General features: G+C 64.0%; 22 protein-coding genes. 18 read left to right on the top strand and 4 right to left on the bottom strand.

Going from position 1 to position 20,692, the window contains the following annotated elements:
- Positions 1–24 precede the first annotated feature (24 nt).
- Together NKI39_RS13920 and leuC are read left to right on the top strand one after the other, a co-directional pair.
- Entirely contained in the window at positions 25–660 is a 636-nt protein-coding gene (locus NKI39_RS13920) for a class I SAM-dependent DNA methyltransferase (protein WP_352817296.1), read from the top strand.
- Between the two features lie 249 nt (positions 661–909).
- On the top strand, positions 910–2,319 hold the full coding sequence (gene leuC / locus NKI39_RS13925) for a 3-isopropylmalate dehydratase large subunit (RefSeq protein ID WP_352470795.1): 1,410 nt from the start codon (positions 910–912) through the stop codon (positions 2,317–2,319).
- A 58-nt stretch (positions 2,320–2,377) separates the two neighbouring features.
- Here the strand turns inward: leuC and NKI39_RS13930 are convergent, their stop codons facing one another.
- Positions 2,378–2,689, bottom strand: a complete 312-nt coding sequence (locus NKI39_RS13930) for a hypothetical protein (protein ID WP_023679773.1) — start codon at positions 2,687–2,689, stop codon at positions 2,378–2,380.
- A gap of 161 nt (positions 2,690–2,850) precedes the next feature.
- On the opposite strand from NKI39_RS13930, the gene NKI39_RS13935 reads away from it, so the two are divergent.
- Both NKI39_RS13935 and NKI39_RS13940 read left to right on the top strand, forming a co-directional pair.
- Positions 2,851–4,047 carry a GGDEF domain-containing protein gene (locus tag NKI39_RS13935; RefSeq protein WP_352832390.1) on the top strand — a complete coding sequence of 399 codons (1,197 nt, stop codon included), beginning with the start codon at positions 2,851–2,853 and terminating at the stop codon, positions 4,045–4,047.
- Positions 4,048–4,122: 75 nt separating this feature from the next.
- Positions 4,123–5,343, top strand: coding sequence for a GGDEF domain-containing protein (locus NKI39_RS13940; protein ID WP_352832393.1), 1,221 nt, complete (start codon positions 4,123–4,125; stop codon positions 5,341–5,343).
- Here the strand turns inward: NKI39_RS13940 and NKI39_RS13945 are convergent.
- Positions 5,327–5,686: a hypothetical protein gene (locus NKI39_RS13945; protein WP_352450158.1), complete on the bottom strand. Its 360-nt coding sequence runs from the start codon at positions 5,684–5,686 to the stop codon at positions 5,327–5,329. The two genes, NKI39_RS13940 and NKI39_RS13945, sit on opposite strands and share 17 nt — an antisense overlap.
- Before the next feature lie 256 nt (positions 5,687–5,942).
- On the opposite strand from NKI39_RS13945, the gene NKI39_RS13950 reads away from it, so the two are divergent.
- The 7 genes from NKI39_RS13950 (at position 5,943) to NKI39_RS13980 (ending at position 11,339) form a co-directional block, all read left to right on the top strand.
- Positions 5,943–6,323: a hypothetical protein gene (locus NKI39_RS13950; protein WP_352470792.1), complete on the top strand. Its 381-nt coding sequence runs from the start codon at positions 5,943–5,945 to the stop codon at positions 6,321–6,323.
- A gap of 242 nt (positions 6,324–6,565) precedes the next feature.
- Positions 6,566–6,985 (top strand): succinate dehydrogenase, cytochrome b556 subunit, encoded by a 420-nt coding sequence (gene sdhC / locus NKI39_RS13955; RefSeq protein WP_292663224.1) that lies wholly within the window; start codon positions 6,566–6,568, stop codon positions 6,983–6,985.
- Position 6,986: 1 nt separating this feature from the next.
- Positions 6,987–7,382: a succinate dehydrogenase, hydrophobic membrane anchor protein gene (sdhD, locus tag NKI39_RS13960; protein WP_292663226.1), complete on the top strand. Its 396-nt coding sequence runs from the start codon at positions 6,987–6,989 to the stop codon at positions 7,380–7,382.
- A gap of 4 nt (positions 7,383–7,386) precedes the next feature.
- On the top strand, positions 7,387–9,225 hold the full coding sequence (gene sdhA / locus NKI39_RS13965) for a succinate dehydrogenase flavoprotein subunit (protein ID WP_352832396.1): 1,839 nt from the start codon (positions 7,387–7,389) through the stop codon (positions 9,223–9,225).
- A 1-nt stretch (position 9,226) separates the two neighbouring features.
- Positions 9,227–9,667, top strand: coding sequence for a DUF3052 family protein (locus NKI39_RS13970; RefSeq protein ID WP_352470790.1), 441 nt, complete (start codon positions 9,227–9,229; stop codon positions 9,665–9,667).
- Complete coding sequence (locus tag NKI39_RS13975) at positions 9,667–10,446, top strand: succinate dehydrogenase iron-sulfur subunit (RefSeq protein WP_292663232.1); 780 nt, start codon at positions 9,667–9,669, stop codon at positions 10,444–10,446. The genes NKI39_RS13970 and NKI39_RS13975 overlap by 1 nt, the downstream gene beginning before the upstream one ends.
- 251 nt (positions 10,447–10,697) lie before the next feature.
- Positions 10,698–11,339 carry a YceH family protein gene (locus NKI39_RS13980; protein WP_352470789.1) on the top strand — a complete coding sequence of 214 codons (642 nt, stop codon included), beginning with the start codon at positions 10,698–10,700 and terminating at the stop codon, positions 11,337–11,339.
- A gap of 47 nt (positions 11,340–11,386) precedes the next feature.
- Here the strand turns inward: NKI39_RS13980 and NKI39_RS13985 are convergent, their stop codons facing one another.
- Complete coding sequence (locus tag NKI39_RS13985) at positions 11,387–11,812, bottom strand: OsmC family protein (protein ID WP_352470788.1); 426 nt, start codon at positions 11,810–11,812, stop codon at positions 11,387–11,389.
- Positions 11,813–11,914: 102 nt separating this feature from the next.
- Between NKI39_RS13985 and NKI39_RS13990 the strand changes: the two genes are divergently transcribed.
- The 3 genes from NKI39_RS13990 to NKI39_RS14000 all read left to right on the top strand — a co-directional run bounded on the left by NKI39_RS13990 (position 11,915) and on the right by NKI39_RS14000 (position 13,304).
- Positions 11,915–12,274: a hypothetical protein gene (locus tag NKI39_RS13990; protein WP_352832399.1), complete on the top strand. Its 360-nt coding sequence runs from the start codon at positions 11,915–11,917 to the stop codon at positions 12,272–12,274.
- A 2-nt stretch (positions 12,275–12,276) separates the two neighbouring features.
- Positions 12,277–12,633: a YciI family protein gene (locus NKI39_RS13995; protein WP_352470787.1), complete on the top strand. Its 357-nt coding sequence runs from the start codon at positions 12,277–12,279 to the stop codon at positions 12,631–12,633.
- Positions 12,634–12,776: 143 nt separating this feature from the next.
- Positions 12,777–13,304: a hypothetical protein gene (locus NKI39_RS14000; RefSeq protein ID WP_352818400.1), complete on the top strand. Its 528-nt coding sequence runs from the start codon at positions 12,777–12,779 to the stop codon at positions 13,302–13,304.
- A gap of 136 nt (positions 13,305–13,440) precedes the next feature.
- On the opposite strand, the gene NKI39_RS14005 is transcribed toward NKI39_RS14000, so the two are convergent.
- A complete protein-coding gene (locus NKI39_RS14005; RefSeq protein ID WP_352818429.1) occupies positions 13,441–14,685 on the bottom strand; it encodes a ubiquinone biosynthesis hydroxylase in 1,245 nt (414 codons plus the stop codon).
- Between the two features lie 100 nt (positions 14,686–14,785).
- On the opposite strand from NKI39_RS14005, the gene tesB reads away from it, so the two are divergent.
- The 4 genes from tesB (at position 14,786) to NKI39_RS14025 (ending at position 20,583) form a co-directional block, all read left to right on the top strand.
- The gene (gene tesB / locus NKI39_RS14010) at positions 14,786–15,661 is read left to right on the top strand and encodes an acyl-CoA thioesterase II (protein ID WP_031212697.1); all 876 of its coding nucleotides are present in this window, start codon (positions 14,786–14,788) and stop codon (positions 15,659–15,661) included.
- Between the two features lie 219 nt (positions 15,662–15,880).
- Positions 15,881–16,219 carry a P-II family nitrogen regulator gene (locus NKI39_RS14015; protein ID WP_023679755.1) on the top strand — a complete coding sequence of 113 codons (339 nt, stop codon included), beginning with the start codon at positions 15,881–15,883 and terminating at the stop codon, positions 16,217–16,219.
- A gap of 49 nt (positions 16,220–16,268) precedes the next feature.
- Positions 16,269–17,582, top strand: a complete 1,314-nt coding sequence (locus NKI39_RS14020; RefSeq protein WP_502898570.1) for an ammonium transporter — start codon at positions 16,269–16,271, stop codon at positions 17,580–17,582.
- Positions 17,583–17,925: 343 nt separating this feature from the next.
- Positions 17,926–20,583 carry an FtsK/SpoIIIE family DNA translocase gene (locus tag NKI39_RS14025; RefSeq protein ID WP_352540844.1) on the top strand — a complete coding sequence of 886 codons (2,658 nt, stop codon included), beginning with the start codon at positions 17,926–17,928 and terminating at the stop codon, positions 20,581–20,583.
- Positions 20,584–20,692 lie beyond the last annotated feature (109 nt).

Below are 20,692 nucleotides of genomic sequence, written 5' to 3' on the forward strand. Positions count from 1 at the left end.
AGCGGACGCGACCGGGAAGGACCCATGATCATCGACAAGGCCAATGCGGCGCTGGAAGCGGTCTATACGGCCGACACGCCTGAGACGCTCGCCAAGGCCTATGCGCAATGGGCCGCGACCTATGACGGCGAAACCGCGGCGCTCGGCTATCTCCTGCCGTTCCTGATCACCGCCTGGGTGGCGCGCCATGTGCCGCCGGGCGAAGGGCCGCTGCTCGACGCCGGTTGCGGCACCGGCCTGTCGGGGCCGTCGCTCAAGGCACTCGGCTACCACGATATTGCCGGGCTCGACCTGTCGCAGGACATGCTGAAAATCGCCGGCAGCCGGCAGGCCTACAGCGAGCTGAAACAGGCGATGCTCGGCGGGCCATTGCCTTGGGCGGACGGGTATTTCCGCGCCTTTTTCTCGACCGGCGTGTTCACCATCAGCCACGCACCGGCGTCGGGCCTGCATGAACTGGTACGCATCACCAGGACGGGCGGCCACGCCATCTTCACGGTCCGCGACCAGGTTTTTGAAAGCGGCGGGTTTCAAGCCGTGTTTGGCGAACTGGAGCAGGCGAAAAAATGGCGGCCGGTCGAGGAGAGCCCGTGGTTCCGCTGCTACGCAATCGCCGAGCCCGACGCGCTGGTGAAGACGTTTGTGTTCGAGGTGCTGTGAAGCGCCTGCGAAGGCCGCCACGATTGCTGAAAAGCCAAAACATTGATATGAGCAGCGCCATGGAAGAGCTTTTTGGCGATCCGGCCTATAAGGGTTTCGTGCTGCAGGACAGAAAACGCCTGCCGTCGCGATTTTCCGCGCGCGTCTGCGGGGCGCTGACCAGCCGACTTAGCTAGGGCAGACTCGCCAGGCTGTTTCGCCGGTCCGACCGGCGTCGTTTTCCCTTTTTAAATCGACGGATTTAAGCAAATGAGCGCACCGCGCACCCTCTACGACAAGATTTTCGACGACCATGTCGTCGACCGCCAGGACGACGGCACCTGCCTGCTCTATATCGACCGCCATCTGGTCCACGAAGTCACCAGCCCGCAGGCTTTCGAAGGCCTGCGCATGACCGGCCGCAAGGTTCGGCATCCGGAAAAGACGCTGGCCGTGGTCGACCACAATGTGTCGACCTCGCCCGAGCGCAAGTTCGGCATCAAGAACGAGGAAAGCCGCATCCAGGTCGAGGCGCTGGCCAAGAACGCCAAGGATTTCGGTATCGAATATTATTCCGAGAAGGATATCCGCCAGGGCATCGTCCACATCATCGGTCCCGAGCAAGGCTTTACGCTGCCCGGCATGACCATCGTCTGCGGCGACAGTCACACCTCGACGCATGGCGCGTTCGGGGCGCTGGCGCATGGCATCGGCACCTCGGAAGTCGAGCATGTGCTGGCGACGCAGACGCTGATCCAGCGCAAGGCCAAGAACATGCTGGTGCGCGTCGACGGCGCACTGCCGGAAGGCGTCACCGCCAAGGACATCATCCTCGCCATCATCGGCGAGATCGGCACGGCCGGCGGCACCGGCTATGTCATCGAATATGCGGGCGAGGCAATCCGTGCGCTGTCGATGGAAGGCCGCATGACGATCTGCAACATGTCGATCGAAGCCGGCGCGCGCGCCGGCCTGATCGCGCCCGACGAGACCACCTTCGCCTATGTCAAGGACAAGCCGCGCGCCCCCAAGGGCGAAGCCTGGGACGCCGCGCTCGCCTACTGGAAGACGCTGCAGTCCGACGAAGGCGCGCATTTCAACAAGGTGGTCGTGCTCGACGCGGCAAAGCTGCCGCCGATCGTCTCCTGGGGCTCCTCGCCCGAGGACGTGGTCTCGGTGCAAGGCATCGTGCCGAACCCGGACGACATCACTGATGAGAACAAGCGCACCTCCAAGCAGCGCGCACTCGACTATATGGGCCTGAAGCCGGGCACCAAGATCACCGATATCGAACTCGATCGCGTCTTCATCGGCTCCTGCACCAATGGCCGCATCGAGGATCTGCGCGCCGCCGCCAAGGTGATCGAGGGCAGACAAGTCAATCCGCGGGTCAGTGCGATGATCGTGCCGGGCTCCGGCCTGGTCAAGGAACAGGCAGAGGCCGAAGGCCTCGACAAGATCTTTGTCGCCGCCGGCTTTGACTGGCGTGAGCCGGGCTGCTCGATGTGCCTTGCCATGAACGACGACCGGCTGAAGCCGCATGAGCGCTGCGCCTCGACCTCGAACCGCAATTTCGAAGGGCGCCAAGGCTTCAAGGGCCGGACGCATCTGGTGTCGCCGGCAATGGCCGCGGCGGCGGCGATCGCCGGCCATTTCGTCGACATCCGCGAGTGGAAATAGGGCAGGCGCGCGCAGTCGGATATGAGGAGCCCGAGCCGCAATGCGGTTCGGGCATTCTTCAGTCGGGCCGCCTGACGAATTCGTGGAATCCCTCACGACGGCCGGGTTGGTCCTTTGCGACGACCAGCGCCAGTTGGCGCTCGTCGAAGAGTTTGAACCATTCATCCCATTCGACCAGTTCGTAGCCGCCGGCATTGACCGGACGTTCGGCCTCATCCTGGTCCTGATAGGCATGCTGGCCGAAGACCAGCCTCAGCATGGGCTGCGTTCCGGCTTCGGGCGACACGTCGACGATCGCCGGAAAGCCGGCGCGTGCCGCGGCCCATGAGCGAATTGCATCGTGATCGGTCAGCATGATCGTGTCGGCCATCGGAGCGTCTCCTGGTTGCCGTCGTGAAACGCCGCTCGCCGTTCGCGGTTCCGCCCAGCGGCTTTGTCGACGCACCTGTCGTATATTCGCTTTCGCTTAACCGCTTGTTTGGGCTTCCGCTCTAAGGTCCTCCAAGGGGAAGCGAGGGGAAATTACAGCGCTTGGACACCGGCCTGCTCATAGCGCTGCTCAATCCAGGCATCGCCCTCACACTCGGCGCGGCATTTCTCGTGCTGTGGTTCTATCAGCGCCACCGTCCCTATCTGGCTGTGCTGGCGGCGGGCTACTCGGCCTCGGCCGCAGGCTTCCTGCTCCAGTATTTCACGCTGCCGGTCGGCATGGCGCCGACCAAGCTCATCTCGATCCTGTGCTTCACCTTCGCCACCTGCTGTCTCGCCGGCGCGGTCATTGCGCGCTATGGGCGGCGCGTGCCTTACCCGGCGGTCGGCATTCTGGCCTGCGGCGGCCTGGCCGCGTTCTCGTGGTTTCTTTTTGCCCGGCCGGATCTCACCTGGCGCATCCTTGCCATCAATTTCAGCTTCGGCGGCATCAGCCTGGCTGTCGCCGCCGAGTTGCGCGTGGTGCGCAACAACGGCCCGACGGAAATGATCCTGTTCGTGCTGTCGCTGCTTTCCGGCCTGAACTTCCTGGGGCGGACGCTTGCCGTCGTCATCGCGCATGGGCCGTTCACCAGCTATGAAGGGCTTTACTCCTCGTCCTACTGGACGACGGCTCTGCTGTCGCATGCATTGCTGTCGCTGCTTATTGCGCTTTGCCTGTTCGGCGCCGCCGCGCTCGATGTGATGAAGGCCCTGAAGACCGAAACCCTGACAGACCCGCTGTCGGGCCTGCTCAACCGCCGCGGCTTCGAGGAGCGCGCCATGCTTGTCCTGCAGCACTGTGCCACGGCGCAATTGCCGGTTGCTCTGGTGCTTGCCGATCTCGATCATTTCAAGGCGCTCAACGATCAACATGGCCACGCGGCCGGCGATCGCGTCATCGCCGACTTCGCTGCCAAGCTTCTGTCGGCTGCAGGTACGCGCGGCGTTGCCGGCCGCATCGGCGGCGAAGAGTTCGCCGTGCTTTTGCCGCTCAGCGACCTTGGCGCGGCAAGACTGTTTGCCGAAACCATTCGCACGCTCTATTCGGCGGACAGAATCGACGGGCTTCCGCCCGAGACAAGAGTGACCGCCAGCTTCGGCGTGGCCGCCCGCGCCAGCGACGAAGGGCTGGACCCGCTGATGCGCCGCGCCGACGAAGCGCTCTACAGAGCCAAAAGGAGTGGCCGCGACAGCGTATGCCTGTCCTATCAGCGGCCTGAGACGGTCGTCCTTCCCAATAGGACCAGTGCTGGCTGAGCGTCAGCGACGGCTTCGAATTAACGTCTTTTTCGCGCGTTGGTGATTTGCTGTTCGGGGGAGTGCCAAAACGCCATGGGCAGCGCTAATTTCATCCTGCTGATCAACCTGTTCGTTGCCGGGCTGCTGGCGGCGGCCTTCATGACGATCGCGGTCTATGACGCCGGCCGGGTGTCGGCACGCTGGCTGGCGTTCGGCTATGTGCTCGGCACGGCTTATTTCGCGATCGAGTTCAGCATTCCTGCCTTCGACAATGCGCGCCCCGTGGTTGTCGCCGCCTTTGCCGCCTTCCTTGGCGCTACCGTCGCCTTCAATGGCGGGCTTGCCCATAAATACCGCGTTTCGCCGCCTTGGCCGCCGATGCTGTTCTTCCTGGTCTTCGCCACCCTCGCGGTCTACTTCGTGCAGGACCTGCCACGCCAATCGTTCGTGCGAATGGCGGCCTACCAGCTTCCCTATGCGGCCATGCAGTTCACCGGGCTGGCGATCGTCTTGTCGTCCAGGCAAAGACGCGAGCGGCTCGACTATATGCTGATGGCTGTCCTTGCGGCCAGCACCTTGCAGTTCGCCAGCAAACCCTTCATCGCCCATGCGCTTGGTGGCTGGGGCGCCAACCCGCAATCTTATGCGCAGACCAGCTATGCGTTGGTGTCGCAGTCGGTCGGCACCGTGTTCGGCCTGGCGCTTGCGCTGGTGACATTGGCTATCCTGGTCCGCGACGTGCTCGCCGAGGCGACGTCGAAATCGGAAACCGACACGCTTTCGCGGCTGCTCAACCGTGGGGGCTTCGAGCGCCATGCCGAGATCGCACTGCATGACGCCATGCGGCGCGCCGTTCCAGCCGCACTGGTCATTGCCGATCTCGACCATTTCAAGCGCATCAACGATACTTACGGCCACGCGTCGGGCGATCGGGTCATCGAGACCTTTGCCGGTTTTCTCCGCGATGCCGCGGCCGACCATCATGTCGCCGGCCGCATCGGCGGCGAGGAATTCGCGATTTTCCTGCCGGGGACCAATCTAGCCGCCGCCCGGCTCTTTGCCGAGGGCACGCGGAGCGCCTTCGGTGCCACGCCGATCGACTGCCTGCCCGCGGATCACCGCTGCAGCGCCAGCTTCGGCGTTGCCGAGCTTGGTCCGGGCGAAAGCTTTTCCGACCTGTTGCGGCGCGCCGACAAAGCGCTCTATCAGGCGAAGGGCAGCGGTCGCGATTGCGTGCGTGTCTCGCTGGGGCCGGCTGTTGCCCTGCCGGCGCCGTCAACCAAGGGCGGCGTGGCCGTCAGCGGCAGGGGCTGAGCTCCGGCATTTCGCCGTCGGAGAGGCCGTACATATAGCTGCGGCCCTTGACGAAAACCGGCGGCCTATAGCAGTCGCCGCCGCGGACATCGTCCGATTCGTTTTCGTAGATCACGTCGGGCTGGCCGGCGCTGGTGTAGTCGGACAATTCCTTGGCCAGCTTGCCCTCGCCAACGAGGATACGCTTGTAGCCGGCGGCGCTGTCGATGACGAGATTGCCGAAGGAATCGGCATAGACGCGGTCATGATGGCGCGTCCCGGCGAATGCCGGTGCGACGACGCCGACGGCGAGCGCCGCCAATAGGAACCAGGGAAGGCGCGATCCTGCTGAATTCGAATGCATGGCGTGCTGCTCCAGTTGCTGAGAGGCAAGCCTCCTCGAATCAGAAATTAACCTTTTATTAACCTTTGTTAAGAGGGCAACCGCAGCACGGGCGAGGTCTCGGAAAATATGGTTAATACCCGATCGCCCACCGGCCATCATTCGGCCACGCCTTGTTCCCACCATTCCCAGCATCGGGCGCGACTCAAAAAGCATGAAATCCGGTGGCTTGCCGGAGCATCGCGGCGGGCTCGATACGCGGTGGGGAAGGCAGCAAATGAGATTACGCCGCACGTTTCGGATGGCGCTGGCCATTCCGCCGCTGCTGGCTGCAGCCGCCTGCGCGCCGCAGACCAGCGCGCCCAAGCTCGGCAACACGGCCGCCGCTTCCGTGTCGCTTGCTCCGGCTGCTAGCGAACCGACGGCACCGCAGCCGCGCACAGCTACTTACAACTGCGCCGACGGCAGCGTGATGACCATCGAGAATCTCGGCACGTCGGTGCGCGTCCTCGGCCAGAACGGCGCCAGCGCCGAGCTGCCGGCCTCACCGGCCAATCAGACCAGCCGTTACGGCGAGGCGCATGACGCAATCGTGATCGATGGGCGTGAGGCGCTGGTGATGAAGGGCGGTGCACCACCGCTGGCCTGCAAGCGCTGAACCGCCCCTTGCGCCAGCCATATTTTGCAGTGCGACGACATTGTGCCGGCGCAAGGCGACAGCCCTAATCGATTGAAGCTGAAAGCCTCGCTTTCATCAGACTAAATTACGTTTTCGAAACGGTTTTCCGGCTTTGACGCGGTGCAAAAAGAGCATTAGAAACCGGCTGTCCGAAGTCGCAACCGGAAGCGGTAATGCCGCATTCCCACCTGAGGCTCCAGAGACGCCGAACTGGGGGAGCCATGAGCAAATCACCAGCCACCCGCGAATTTGCCAGGCGTGAACGGCCGCTTTCGCCGCATCTGACCGTCTATCGGCCGCCGATCACCATGACGATGTCGATCGTCCACCGCATCACCGGCGGGGCGCTCTATTTCGGCACGCTGCTGGTCGCGCTGTGGCTGATGGCGGCGGCGAGCTCGGAGGCGACCTTCAACGCCGTAAACTGGGCCTTCGGCTCGTGGCTGGGACGGCTGGTGCTGTTCGGCTACAGCTGGGCGCTGATGCACCACATGCTGGGCGGTGTGCGCCATCTTATCTGGGACACTGGGGCAGGGCTGGAAAAGCATACGGCATCGAGGATCGCCTGGGCGACGCTTGCCGGCTCGGTCACGCTGACGCTGCTGATCTGGATCGCCGGCTACATGGCGCGGGGAGCCTGACATGAACGGCAAGAACACCGACATGCGCACGCCGCTGGCCAAGGTCCGCGGCCTCGGTTCCGCCCGCGAGGGCACCGGCCATTTCTGGCGCCAGCGGCTGACGGCGATCTCCAACATCCCGCTGGTCCTGTTCTTCGTCGGCTTCCTGATCGCACTCAACGGCGCCAGCTATCTCGAGGTGCGCGCCGCACTTGCCAATCCGTTCGTTGCACTGGTGCTGGCGCTGGTGCTGTTGTCGGTGCTCTACCACATGCGGCTCGGCATGCAGGCGATCATCGAAGACTATGTGCATGGCGAAGGCACCAGGCTGGCGCTGCTTGCCCTCAACACATTCTTTCCCGTAGTCGTCGGCGTCGCTTCGGTCTTCGCCCTGCTTAAACTGGCATTTGGAGGCTGATTTTTTGGCCAAGGACGCGAAGAACGCCAACACGGCTTCCGCCTATAGCTATGTCGATCACAAATTCGACGTCGTGGTCGTCGGCGCCGGCGGCGCCGGCCTGCGCGCCGCGCTCGGCATGGCCGAGCAAGGCCTGCGCACCGCCTGCATCACCAAAGTGTTCCCGACGCGCTCGCATACGGTTGCGGCGCAGGGCGGCATCGCCGCCTCGCTCGCCAATATGGGGCCCGACAACTGGCAGTGGCATCTCTTCGACACCGTCAAAGGCTCAGATTGGCTGGGCGACACCGACGCTCAAGAATACATGGTGCGCGAAGCGCCGGCGGCGGTCTACGAGCTCGAGCACTACGGCGTTCCCTTCAGCCGCACCGAGGACGGGAAAATCTACCAGCGGCCGTTCGGCGGCATGATGATGAATTTCGGCGAGGGGCCGCCGGTGCAGCGCACCTGTGCGGCCGCCGACCGCACCGGCCACGCCATGCTGCACACGCTCTACGGCCAGTCGCTGAAGCACAATGCGCAGTTCTTCATCGAGTATTTCGCGCTCGACCTGATCACGGAGCCGGACGGCACCTGCACCGGCGTGGTCGCCTGGAACCTCGACGACGGCACCATCCACCGCTTTTCGGCCAAGATGGTGGTGTTGGCGACCGGCGGCTATGGCCGCGCCTATTTCTCGGCCACCTCGGCGCATACCTGCACCGGCGATGGCGGCGGCATGGCCGCACGCGCAAGCCTGCCGCTGCAGGATATGGAGTTCGTGCAGTTCCACCCGACCGGCATATACGGCGCCGGCTGCCTGATCACCGAGGGCGCGCGCGGCGAGGGCGGCTATCTCGTCAATTCCGAGGGCGAGCGCTTCATGGAGCGCTACGCGCCGTCAGCCAAGGATCTGGCTTCGCGCGACGTGGTCTCGCGCTGCATGACGCTGGAAATCCGCGAGGGCCGCGGCGTCGGCCCGAAGAAGGATCACATTTTCCTGCATCTCGACCATCTCGACCCGGCCGTTCTGCACGAGAGGCTTCCGGGTATTTCGGAATCGGCAAAGATCTTTGCCGGCGTCGACCTGACCAAGGAGCCGATCCCGGTGCTGCCGACGGTCCACTACAATATGGGCGGCGTGCCGACCAATTACTGGGGCGAGGTGCTGAACCCGACGGCGTCGAATCCGGACCAGGTGTCGCCCGGGCTGATGGCGGTCGGCGAAGCCGGCTGCGCCTCGGTGCACGGTGCTAACCGGCTGGGCTCCAACTCGCTGATCGACCTGGTGGTGTTCGGCCGTGCGGCGGCAATCCGGGCCGGCCAGGTGATCGACCGCACATCGGCGATCCCTTCGCCCAACGAGGCCGCCGTCGAAAAGATCATGGACCGCTTCGACCGGCTGCGTCACGCCAACGGCTCGACGCCGACCGCGGTGTTGCGCGAAAAGATGCAGAAGGCGATGCAGGAGGACGCGGCGGTGTTCCGCACCCAGGACTCGCTGGAAAGCGGCTGCAGGCGCATTTCCCAGATCTGGGGCGAGCTCAAGGACGTAAAAGTGTTCGACCGCTCGATGATCTGGAACTCCGATCTGGTCGAGACGCTGGAGCTGGAAAACCTGATGGCCAACGCCATTACCACCGTCTACGGCGCCGAGGCGCGCAAGGAAAGCCGCGGCGCGCACGCGCGGGAGGACTTTTCGGCCCGCGACGACGCCAACTGGCGCAAGCATACGCTGGCCCGGCTCAACGAGGCCGGCGAGGTGGCGCTCACCTACCGGCCGGTGCACACCGAAACGCTGCTCAAGGAAGCAGACGGCGGCATCAACCCGGCCAAGATCGCGCCGAAGGCCAGGGTGTATTGAGATGAGGCTGCTGGCGGTTGCGGGATATTCCGGCACGCCCCTTCCGGCCAAGCTCGGCCTGAAGGACGGGATGATTGCCGCTTTCGTCGCCTTGCCGGCCGAACTCGAGGATTTGGCCGAAGCCGTGGATTTTGCCGAGCTCGATCGGCTGGCCAACTGGTCGGCGATTTCGGGCGTTCATGAGAAATACGATGCCGTACATGCTTTCACCCGGCAGCGTGTCGAGATCGAGGACCGTCTTGGCGACGTCGAAGCGGCAATCAAGCGGGACGGCATGGTCTGGGTGTCATGGCCGAAGAAGGCATCGAAAGTGCCGACCGACGTCACCGAGGACGTTATCCGCACAGAGGCGCTGAAGCTCGACCTTGTCGACGTCAAGGTCGCCGCCGTGAACGAGATCTGGTCCGGGCTGAAGCTCGTCATCCGAAAGGACCTGAGGTAATGGTCGAACTCACGCTTCCGAAAAACTCGAAGATCATGGCCGGAAAAACTTGGCCGAAGCCGGAGGGCGCGACCAACCTGCGCGAATATCGCATCTACCGCTGGTCGCCGGACGATGACGAGAACCCGCGCATGGATACGTATTTCGTCGACATGGACGATTGCGGGCCGATGGTGCTCGACGCGCTGCTCTGGATCAAGAACAAGATCGATCCGACGCTGACGCTGCGCCGCTCCTGCCGCGAAGGCATTTGCGGCTCGTGCGCCATGAACATCGACGGGTCGAACACGCTGGCCTGCACCAAGGGCTGCGACGACATTTCCGGCGCGATCAAGGTCTATCCGCTACCGCACATGGCCGTGGTCAAGGACCTGGTGCCCGACCTCACCAATTTCTACGCCCAGCACGCCTCGATCGAGCCGTGGCTGAAGACGGTGTCGCCCGAGCCGGCCAAGGAATGGCTGCAGAGCCATGAGGACCGCGAAAAGCTCGACGGGCTCTACGAGTGCATATTGTGCGCCTGCTGCTCGACCTCCTGCCCGAGCTACTGGTGGAACGGCGAGCGCTATCTCGGCCCGGCGACGCTGCTGCAGGCCTATCGCTGGCTGATCGATTCCAGGGACGAGGCGACGGGCGAGCGGCTCGACAATCTCGAAGACCCGTTCCGGCTCTATCGCTGCCACACCATCATGAACTGCGCCCAGACTTGCCCCAAGGGGCTCAACCCGGCCAAGGCGATCGCCGAGATCAAGAAGATGATGGTGGAGCGACGGGTTTAGGCGGCGGGCGGGTTGCAGCCGAGATCGTCTCGTCCGCAGCGATCCTTCGCGCCCCCCTCTGTCCTGCCGGACATCTCCCCCCTTGAGGCCCCTTGAGGGGGGAGATTAGCAGCTTGGAGGACAGCGCCCTTTCTGCAGCCTTGAAAAGTGGCGAAGCGGTGATGACAGCCAATCTCCCCACTAGAGGGGGAGATTGGCCGGCAGGACAGAGGGGGGCGCTGTCCCGCCGAGTTCGAAAGGATAGCAAACTTATGACCGATTCCGACCTTCCCATCCTCTCTCCCATCGAAGCCCGCGTGCTCGGCTGCCTGATCGAGAAGAAGGAGCTGACGCCGGACGTCTATCCGCTGACGCTCAATGCGGCACATGCGGCGGCCAACCAGAAGACGGCGCGCGAGCCGGTAATGTCGGTCGAGCTTGCCGAGGTCAGGCGGGCGCTTGGCCAGCTGGAGCAGAAGGGCCTCGTCAGGCAAGTGTTCGCGTCGCGCGTCGAGCGCTACGAGCATATCGTGGCGCAGCGCTTTTCCCTGACCTCGGCGCAGATCGCGCTGCTCGGCCTGTTGCTGCTGCGCGGCCCGCAGACGGCCTATGAATTGCTGGCGCGAAGCGAGCGCATGGCGCGGCTGCCGTCGATCGACGAGCTTCGCGGCAATCTCGATCTGCTGATCGGCCGCCGGCCACCGCTGGTGCAGCAGATCGATCGCGGCCCAGGCCAGCGCGAGGATCGCTACGTCCATCTGCTCAGCGGGCCGCCGCAGCTGTCGGCTGCCGCAGCACCCCTGCAGTCGTCCTCGCCGGCGTCGGATATGGAAATGCGCGTGCGGGCCCTCGAGGAGGAGGTCGCGGCATTGCGCGCCCGCCTCGACGCGCTCGTTGGCGAAAAAAGCCAATAATCATTCGAGAGGGGGCGCGAAGGATCGCCCGCTTCGCAGACCAGCTCTCACCCGAGCCTGGCGTCGAGCGATACTTTGATGGCGCCGAGCGCTTTCGAGACCGGGCATTCGGCCTTGGCCTTCTCGGCCAATTCCTTGAACTTGGCGGCATCAATGCCCGGTACCTTGCCGACCAGCGTGATCGCGCTGCCGGTGATGCCGGTGCCGGGGACCAGCGTTACCACGGCCTTGGCGTCGAGCTCGGCAGCCGGAGTGCCGTTCTCGGCGAGAAAATGCGAAAGCTGCATGGCGTAGCAGCCGGCATGGGCGGCGGCGATCAGCTCTTCCGGGTTTGTGCCGGATTTGCCGCTTTCATCCTCGAAACGCGTCTTGGCCGAATAGGGTGTGCCCTTCAGCACCCCGCTCTGGGTTTCGAGTGTGCCCTTGCCTTCCTTGAAACTGCCTTTCCAAACGGCGTTGGCGGTGCGGTCCATCAATTCCTCCTTGATTGTCGTGGCTGAGCCCGTGATCGGCATCCAGTCGACTATAGCGCGCGCGGGAGCGAAGGCCACCCACGCTTTCGTATCGGCGGCGGCGTGACCCATCATGTCGAGCGAAAAAAATTCGAAAAAAATATGCGTGCAAAAATGTCGACTTCCATCTGTCCCGGCCGTCCTGCGGGCGGCCATGGACTTGGTGGCCGGATGGAGGACCACATGAACAATCTGTTTTCTGCTCACTGGACAAGCACCGGCCACAGGGCCGGTGAACAACAAGCCGACTGGTCGCGCCTGCAGCCTTCCGGCTTCGGCCGACTGCTTGCGGCGATTGCCATCATTGGGATTGCGGTATCTCTTCTCGACTATGCTGCGGCCGGTCTCGATTCTGCGGCAGGCAAGGGCTCCGCGGAGATTTCCGTAGCCTCGTCTTCGGCTTCAAGCCAGGAATGGAGATAAAAATGAAGTATGTTTGCCTAGTCTATGGTGAAGAAAAAGATCTCTACGCAATGACCCCCGAGAGGCTGGCCAAGCTCGACGCCGATTCGATGGCCCATGACCGGTCATTGGACCAACGCGGGATGCTGATCATCGCGCAGGCGCTGCAATCGGTGAAAACGTCGAAAACCGTTCGCAGGCGCAAGGGCAAGCGGCTGGTCACCGACGGCCCCTTCGCCGAAACCAAGGAGCAGTTGCTCGGTTTCGTCATGATCGAGGCCGAGAGCCTCGACGAGGCGCTGGGGATCGCGGGCGAGATTCCGCTCGCCGAAATCGGCACGATCGAGGTGCGGGCGATCTACAAGGTGCCCGGGTCATAGAGATGTCTCGATAAGTTCCTCCGCGGAGCGGTGGCGACCAACGACTGGCGCAGGCTGTCGTTTTCTTCAATCGGCGCAACTTTTGCGTGTTGAAGCGAAGCAATACTTCTCCTATCGTCGCCCGAGATTGGGGGATCTTGGGCATGCATATATTGATTGCTGCAATCGGCCTGCTTGGGGCGGCGGCGTTCTGGTGGTACCGGCTGAAGATCATGAACGACGCGGCGCGTGAGGTTGCCGACGTGGTTGGCCGCGTCCAGGGCAACGTCCGCCGCAAGAAACTGCGCAAGCAGGCGGCGCTCTCGCCGCTGACAGCGATCGACGATCCGGTCGTCGCCGCCGCGACGCTGATCACCGCCATCGTTTCCGAACATGGTCCTGCGCTGCCGCAACGCGAAGCTGCCATTCGATCGGTGATCTCGGAGATTGCCGACAAAAAACAGACCGATGAAGCGGTGATCTACGCCAAATGGGCGGCATCGCAAATCGACGACGCCACGGTCGTCATCGACAAGCTGGCACCGTTCCTGCGCGAACGGCTCGACGCGGTCGAAAGGAGCGATCTGCTGCGGATGGTCAGCCGTGCGGCGGAAGCCGGCGGACAAAACCTGCAGATTCCCGACCAGCGCATGCTGCGGCTGCGCCAGAAGCTGGGCTTCGAGGTCAACTAAGTCCCCTGATACGAAATTCGGCAGACCGCATGGCGATTAAGCCGAGACGCCTGATCGCTTCGTCATCCTGGGTCTTCTCTCCGCTTCGCGTCGCTACGCCCAGGGATGACGAAGTTGGGGAAGCTTCAGGGCCTGTTTAGATCGCCTCGCCCTTCAACAATTTCGGCGTGTCGCCGGACAGACCCGACGCCTGGCGGATGAAAAACCCCTTCAGCCGGGGCATGCGCTCGACGAGGCCGAGGCCGATGTCGCGCAAAGTGCGCAGCGGGCCGAAATCGTTGGAAAACATCCGGTTCAGCACATCGGTGGTGATGCCCATCTGCACCGTGTCGAAACGCCGCCATTGCTGGTAGCGCTCGAGCACGTCGAGCGCGCCGATGTCCTGGCCGAGCCGGTCGGCCTCGACCACCACTTCGGCCAGCGCCGCCACGTCCTTGAAGCCGAGATTGAGACCCTGGCCGGCGATCGGGTGGATGCCGTGGGCGGCGTCGCCGGCCAAGGCGATGCGCGGCGCGACGAAGGCGCGCGCAATGATCAGCCCGAGCGGCCAGGCACGCGGCTTGTCGGCGAGATGGATTTCGCCGAGTTTCAGGCCAAAGCGCTGCTCGAGCTCATATTCCAGGACCAGCGTGTCGCCACTGACCAGTTTCTCGGCATCCTGCGACCGTTCGACCCAGACGATCGACGAGCGGTTGGTGCCGTCCTTGCCCGGCTTGAGTGGCAGCGTGGCAAACGGGCCTGCGGGGAGGAAATGCTCTTCGGCGCGGCCGTTGTGCGGCCGCTCGTGCGCCACCGTGCAGACGATGCCGGACTGGCCATACTCCCATTTCACCGTCTTGATGCCGGCCATGTCGCGCAGCTTCGAATTGACGCCGTCGGCGGCAACCAGCAGCCGCGCCTTCAGCGTCGCGCCGTCGGCAAGATGCACGGTGATGCCGGCGCCGTTGATGTCGAAGGCGCTGACGGCGACGCCTTCGATGATGCCGATGCCGAGTTGTTCGGCGCGCCGGCGCAAGGCGCCGTTCAAATCCTTGTTGGCGACCATATGCGCAAAGGGTTCGCCGGGCGCGACCTCGCCGTCGAAGGTGAGGAACACCGGGCGGACCGGATCGGATGTGCGCGAATCGGTGACGATCATTTCGGTGATCGCCTGCGCCCCCGGCGCGATCTCGTTCCAGACGCCGAGCTGGTCGAGCATGCGGCACGCGGCGGCGGCAATCGCCGAGGCGCGGCCGTCCTTCTGCCAGACCCTGGCGGGTGCTGCATCGACGACGGCGACGGCGAGGCTCGGCCGCGCCTGCTTCAGCGACACGGCGGCGGCCAGGCCGACATAACCGGCGCCGGCGACCAGAACGTCGAGCGAATTCTTGCTGTCGAGCATGGCAATTCCTTTCGCAGCCTGACTGTCGCCGGGCATTCCGCCCTTGACTGCCCGCTGTTCCTGTCGGAAACCGCCATGGTAATTTTGCGGCGAGGTCAAGATGACGGCAGCCATGGACGAGCTTCTCGGCATTCTCGACCTCGAGCAGCTGGAACACAACCTGTATCGTGGTCGCAGCCCCAAGCTCGATTGGCAGCGCATCTTCGGCGGCCAGACCATCGCCCAGGCGCTGGTCGCCGCGCAGCGAACGGTCGAGCCCGAGCGCCACGTGCATTCGCTGCATGGCTATTTCATGCGGCCGGGCGACACCAAGGTGCCTATCATCTACGAGGTCGACCGCATCCGTGACGGCGGCTCCTTCACCACGCGCCGCGTCGTGGCGATCCAGCACGGCCAGGCGATCTTTTCGCTGGAAGCCTCGTTCCAGCAGGATGAGGTCGGCCTGGAACATCAGGTGCCGATGCCGCAGGACGTGCCGGCGCCCGACACGTTGCTGTCGCAGCGCGAATTGCTGGGCAAGTTCGGCGAAGCCGTGCCCGACGGCATCAAGCGCTATTGGGAGCGCGACCGGCCGATCGAGATGAAGCCGGTGATGCTGAAGCATTATACCAGCCGGGAAAAACTCGAGCCGAAGCAGAACATCTGGATCCGCACCACCGGCCCGGTGCCGGCCGACCGCGCCACGCAGGCGGCCGTGCTCGCTTACCTCTCGGATATGACGCTGCTCGACACCTCGACCTTTGCTCATGGCCGCGCCATTTTCGATCGTGATATCCAGGCAGCCAGCCTCGACCACGCCATGTGGTTCCACCGCAGCCATCCGCTCGACGACTGGATGCTGTACACGCAAGACAGTCCGTCGACGCAAGGATCGCGTGGCTTTACCCGCGGCTCGCTGTTTGCCCGCGACGGCACCTTGATCGCCTCGGTTGCCCAAGAAGGACTCATCCGGCTGAAGCGGCCGCCTGCGGAGTAGGCATTTTTCGAAATTTGCCTATTTTTTAAGCATATGCACTGCCGCGCCTGTGAACAGGCAGCTGCCAGACCTTCTCGATTTCGTTGTTTAACAACAGCTTAACACCCTGCTTCGGCAATTGGCACGGAGCTTGAATCCTAGCGGGCACTCTCCGGCTCTCATGGGGATCGGCGAAGTCGTGCAAACGCGGGGACCCGCAACAGCAAAGGGTGAAACCTTATGAAGATCGTGATGGCAATCATAAAGCCGTTCAAGCTCGACGAGGTGCGCGAGGCGCTCACCGCAGTCGGCATCCAGGGCCTGACCGTCACCGAAGTAAAAGGCTACGGACGTCAGAAGGGTCACACGGAAATCTATCGCGGGGCGGAATACGCGGTCAGCTTCCTGCCGAAGATCAAGATCGAAGTCGCGGTCGCTGTCGACATGGTCGACAAGGCCGTCGAAGCCATCACCGCGGCGGCCAAGACCGGCCAGATCGGCGACGGCAAGATCTTCGTTTTCGGCATCGACCAGGCGGTGCGCATTCGCACCGGCGAAACAGACACCGACGCGCTTTGAGCTGCGGATACGTATTCCAATGGAGAGTTCAATGAATATTCCTTCTACCTTGAAGATAACGGGACGCGCGGCCGTTTTAAGTTCGCTCGCTCTCGCTGCACTGGGCACGGTTGCTGCGTTCGCGCAGGAAGCGGCACCGGCAGCCCCTGCGCCCGCGCTCGACACCGGCAACACAGCCTGGATGCTGACCTCGACGGCGCTGGTGCTGATGATGACCGTACCGGGCCTGGCGCTGTTTTATGGCGGCATGGTGCGCAAAAAGAACGTGCTCGCCACCATCATGCAGAGCTTTGCCATCACCTGCCTGGTGACGGTGCTGTGGTTCATGTTCGGCTACTCGCTGGCCTTCTCGGATGGCGGCGGCATGAATGCCTATCTCGGCGGCTTCTCGAAGTTCTTCCACAACGGCATCACCACCTCCTCGCTGTGGCTGCCGGGCGTGGCGAACATTCCTGAGTTCGTCTTCTCGATGTTCCAGATGACCTTCGCCATCATTACGCCGGCGCTGATTGCCGGCGCCTTCGCCGAACGCATGAAGTTCTCGGCGCTGCTCATCTTCATGGGCGCGTGGCTGCTGGTGGTCTACGCCCCGATCGCGCACTGGGTGTGGGGCGGCGGCTTCCTCGGCACAGCCGGCGTTCTCGATTTCGCCGGCGGCACGGTCGTTCACATCAACGCCGGCGTTGCCGGCCTGGTCTGCGCGCTGGTTCTCGGCAAACGTGAAGGCTACGGCACCACCAACATGGCGCCGCACAACCTCGTCTACTCCGTCATCGGCGCTTCGCTGCTGTGGGTCGGCTGGTTCGGCTTCAACGCCGGCTCGGAACTGGCCGCCGACGGCCTTGCCGGTGCCGCGATGCTGAACACCCAGGTTGCCGCTGCCGCTGCGGCGCTCGCCTGGATGTTCGCCGAATGGATCGTCGCCAAGAAGCCGAGCGTGCTTGGCATCATCTCGGGCGCCGTCGCCGGCCTGGTCGCGGTGACGCCGGCTTCCGGTTTCGTCAATCCGACCGGCGCCTTCATCGTCGGCATCGTCGCCGGCGTGCTCTGCTACGTCTCGGCCGTCAAGCTCAAGCACGCGTTCGGCTATGACGACTCGCTCGATGCATTCGGCGTGCACGGCATCGGCGGCATCATCGGTGCATTGCTGACCGGCGTGCTCGCCGATCCGGCGATCAACAGCCTTGGCTCGGGTGCCTCTGTCGGCAAGCAGCTCTACGGTATCGTCTTCACCATCCTGTGGACGGCGATCGCGAGCTTCGTGATCCTCTATATCGTCAAGGCGCTGGTCGGCCTGCGTCCTTCCACCCAGGAAGAGGTCGAAGGCCTCGACATCAGCCAGCACGGCGAAGTGGTGCCGTGAGGTTTATCGGCTGGCACCGGCGTTTTGCCGGTGCCGGGAAGATCCCGTCGTGATGCTCCCGAAAGGGCTCACGCCTTGAGGCCCGGAAACCTTCCGGGCCTCTTTTTTGTGTGCAGGCGGCCGTTATGGCTCGATCATACAATCGCTTGATCAAGGTGGCTCGATCCGCCGGCGGCGTGAAACAGCGGCCGCAACGCTCCGAACTGTGGTGGCGGTCGCCCGTTCCGGTGACGCAGAATGCCCATGGTTAATGCGCCCTTAACCTTCCCGCCGCTAGTCTGACAGCCGAATCTGCCGTGTTGCGCGTCCGCGCCCGGCCGGGCAACGACAGACGAGGAAAAGCATGCGTTCAGGGGCTTCAGCACCGCTTGCGCTGGCCGATACGGAGCACGGCATCCGGTCGTTCGCGAGGCGCCAGGTCGGGCGGCTGGTCGGTGCCGGGCTGTTTGCTCTGGTTGGTTTCGGCGTCGCCGCCCTTGCCACCTGGAACGTCGCCGATCCGAGCTTTTCGCACGCCACCGACAATATCGTCACCAATGCAATGGGTTATGCCGGCGCCGTCTTTTCCGACATTGCCATGCAGTTCTTCGGACTTGCCGCCGTTGCGGCGCTGGTGCCGGCGGTGATCTGGGGATTTCTGCTGTTTACCGCGCGCGGCGTCGACCGGCTGCCGAAACGGGCACTGGCCTGGTTCGGGTTTTCGCTGCTTGGCGCGGCAATTGCCGGCTGCGTGGTGCCGCCCAAGACCTGGCCGCTGCCGACCGGCCTCGGCGGCGTCTTCGGCGACATGGTGCTCAATATCCCGGGCCTGGTCATCGGCGGCTATCCGACCGGCCTCGTCGCCAGCGTGCTCGCCGTGCTCCTGGCAGCGCCGGCGCTGTGGGTATTCTTGTATGGCTCGGCGCTGATTTCGCGCAAGAACGGCTTTGCCGTCCTCGAACAGCCCGCAGTGCCCGATCCGCAGGACGACCTGCTTTTCGACAATGAAGAGGACGAGGGCGACGAAGGTATATTGGCGCTTGGCGCCATCACCCACTGGTGGCTGTCGCTGCGGGCCTATCTGCGCCGCCGCGCCGCGCGCCGGCGCGAGCGCGACGATTTCGAGCCGGAGATGGAACCGCGCCCCAGCGCCTGGCGGCGGGCGGCCGAACGGGTCGAATCGGCCGAGTTCGCCGAGGCGCGGATGAGCCCGGGCGGGCGCGCCCGCGTCGAGCCGGAATTCTTCGCCGCCATGGTCAACGACCGCAGTGCCTCGATCGACCCTGACGATGCCGACGTCTTCGATAACGACGACAATGACGACGACATGGATTTCGCGCCCGAGCCGGCCGGCCAGCGCCGCGCCGCGCCAACGGCCAGGGTGCAGAACTTCCGTTCCGACGCGGCGACACGCGTCGAGGCGCCGGCGCCGCGGCCGGCCCCCGGCGCCCGCGTCCAGCGCGAGGCGCAGACTTCGCTGATCGGCTCGGAAAAATTCGAGATGCCGTCGCTGCACTTCCTGTCGGAACCAAAGAACGTGGTGCGCGACGCCAGCCTGTCCAAGGATGCGCTGGAGCAGAACGCCCGCCTGCTTGAGGGCGTGCTGGAGGATTTCGGCGTCAAGGGCGAAATCATCCATGTGCGTCCGGGTCCGGTCGTCACGCTCTACGAGCTGGAACCGGCGCCCGGCATCAAATCGTCGCGGGTCATCGGCCTGTCCGACGACATCGCCCGCTCGATGAGCGCCATCGCCTGCCGTGTCGCCGTGGTGCCCGGCCGCAACGCGATCGGCATCGAATTGCCGAACGCCAGGCGCGAGACGGTCTATTTGCGCGAGATCATGGCCAGCCGCGATTTCGAAACCACCAAGGCCAAGCTGGCGCTGGCGCTGGGCAAGACCATCAATGGCGAGGCGGTGATCGTCGACATCGCCAAGATGCCGCACGTGCTGGTCGCCGGCACCACCGGCTCGGGCAAGTCCGTCGCCATCAACACCATGATCCTGTCGCTGCTCTACCGGCTGACGCCGCAGGACTGCCGGCTGATCATGATCGATCCAAAGATGCTGGAGCTCTCGGTCTATGACGGCATTCCGCATCTTCTGACGCCGGTCGTCACCGATCCGAAGAAGGCGGTGGTGGCGCTGAAATGGACCGTGCGGGAGATGGAGGACCGCTACCGCAAGATGTCCAAGGTCGGCGTCCGCAACATCGACGGCTTCAACGCGCGCGTGCAGCAGGCTGAGAAAAAGGGCGAAAGGATCTCGCGCACCGTGCAGACCGGCTTCGACCGCCAAACCGGCGAGGCGATCTACGAGACGGAGAACCTCGACCTCGAGCCGATGCCCTACATCGTCGTCATCATCGACGAGATGGCCGATCTGATGATGGTCGCCGGCAAGGACATCGAAGGCGCGGTGCAGCGCCTGGCGCAGATGGCGCGCGCCGCCGGCATCCATGTCATCATGGCGACGCAGCGGCCATCGGTCGACGTCATCACCGGCACCATCAAGGCGAATTTCCCGACCCGCATCTCCTTCCAGGTGACATCGAAGATCGACAGCCGCACCATCCTGGGCGAACAGGGCGCCGAACAGCTGCTCGGCATGGGCGACATGCTCTACATGGCCGGCGGCGGCCGCATCCAGCGCGTGCACGGTCCCTTCGTCTCCGACGACGAGGTGGAGAAGATTGTCGCGCATCTGAAATTGCAGGGCGTGCCGGAATATCTCGACGCCATCACCGAGGACGACGACAAGGATGACGATGAGCCGACGGGCAAAGGCAGTGGCGGCGGCGACGGCGGTAATTTCGAGGATTCCGACGATCCCTACGACCAGGCGGTCGCGGTGGTGCTGCGCGACGGCAAGGCCTCTACCAGCTACATCCAGCGCCGGCTCGGCATCGGCTACAATCGCGCCGCCTCGATCATCGAGAAGATGGAGAAGGAAGGCATTGTCGGCCCGGCCAACCATGCCGGAAAACGCGAAATCCTGGTGCCGACGGAGGACGACAAGTTCTAGAGCGCGTCCGCGCCGGCAACTTTGAACCTTTTGGCGCGTTGCAACGACGGGCGCCGTGCGGCCGCCAAACTTAAGCCCAACTGGGGGGCCAGACCAATATAACGAGCAA

The organism is Mesorhizobium sp. M0664 (assembly GCF_040320565.1).
Lineage (GTDB): Bacteria > Pseudomonadota > Alphaproteobacteria > Rhizobiales > Rhizobiaceae > Mesorhizobium.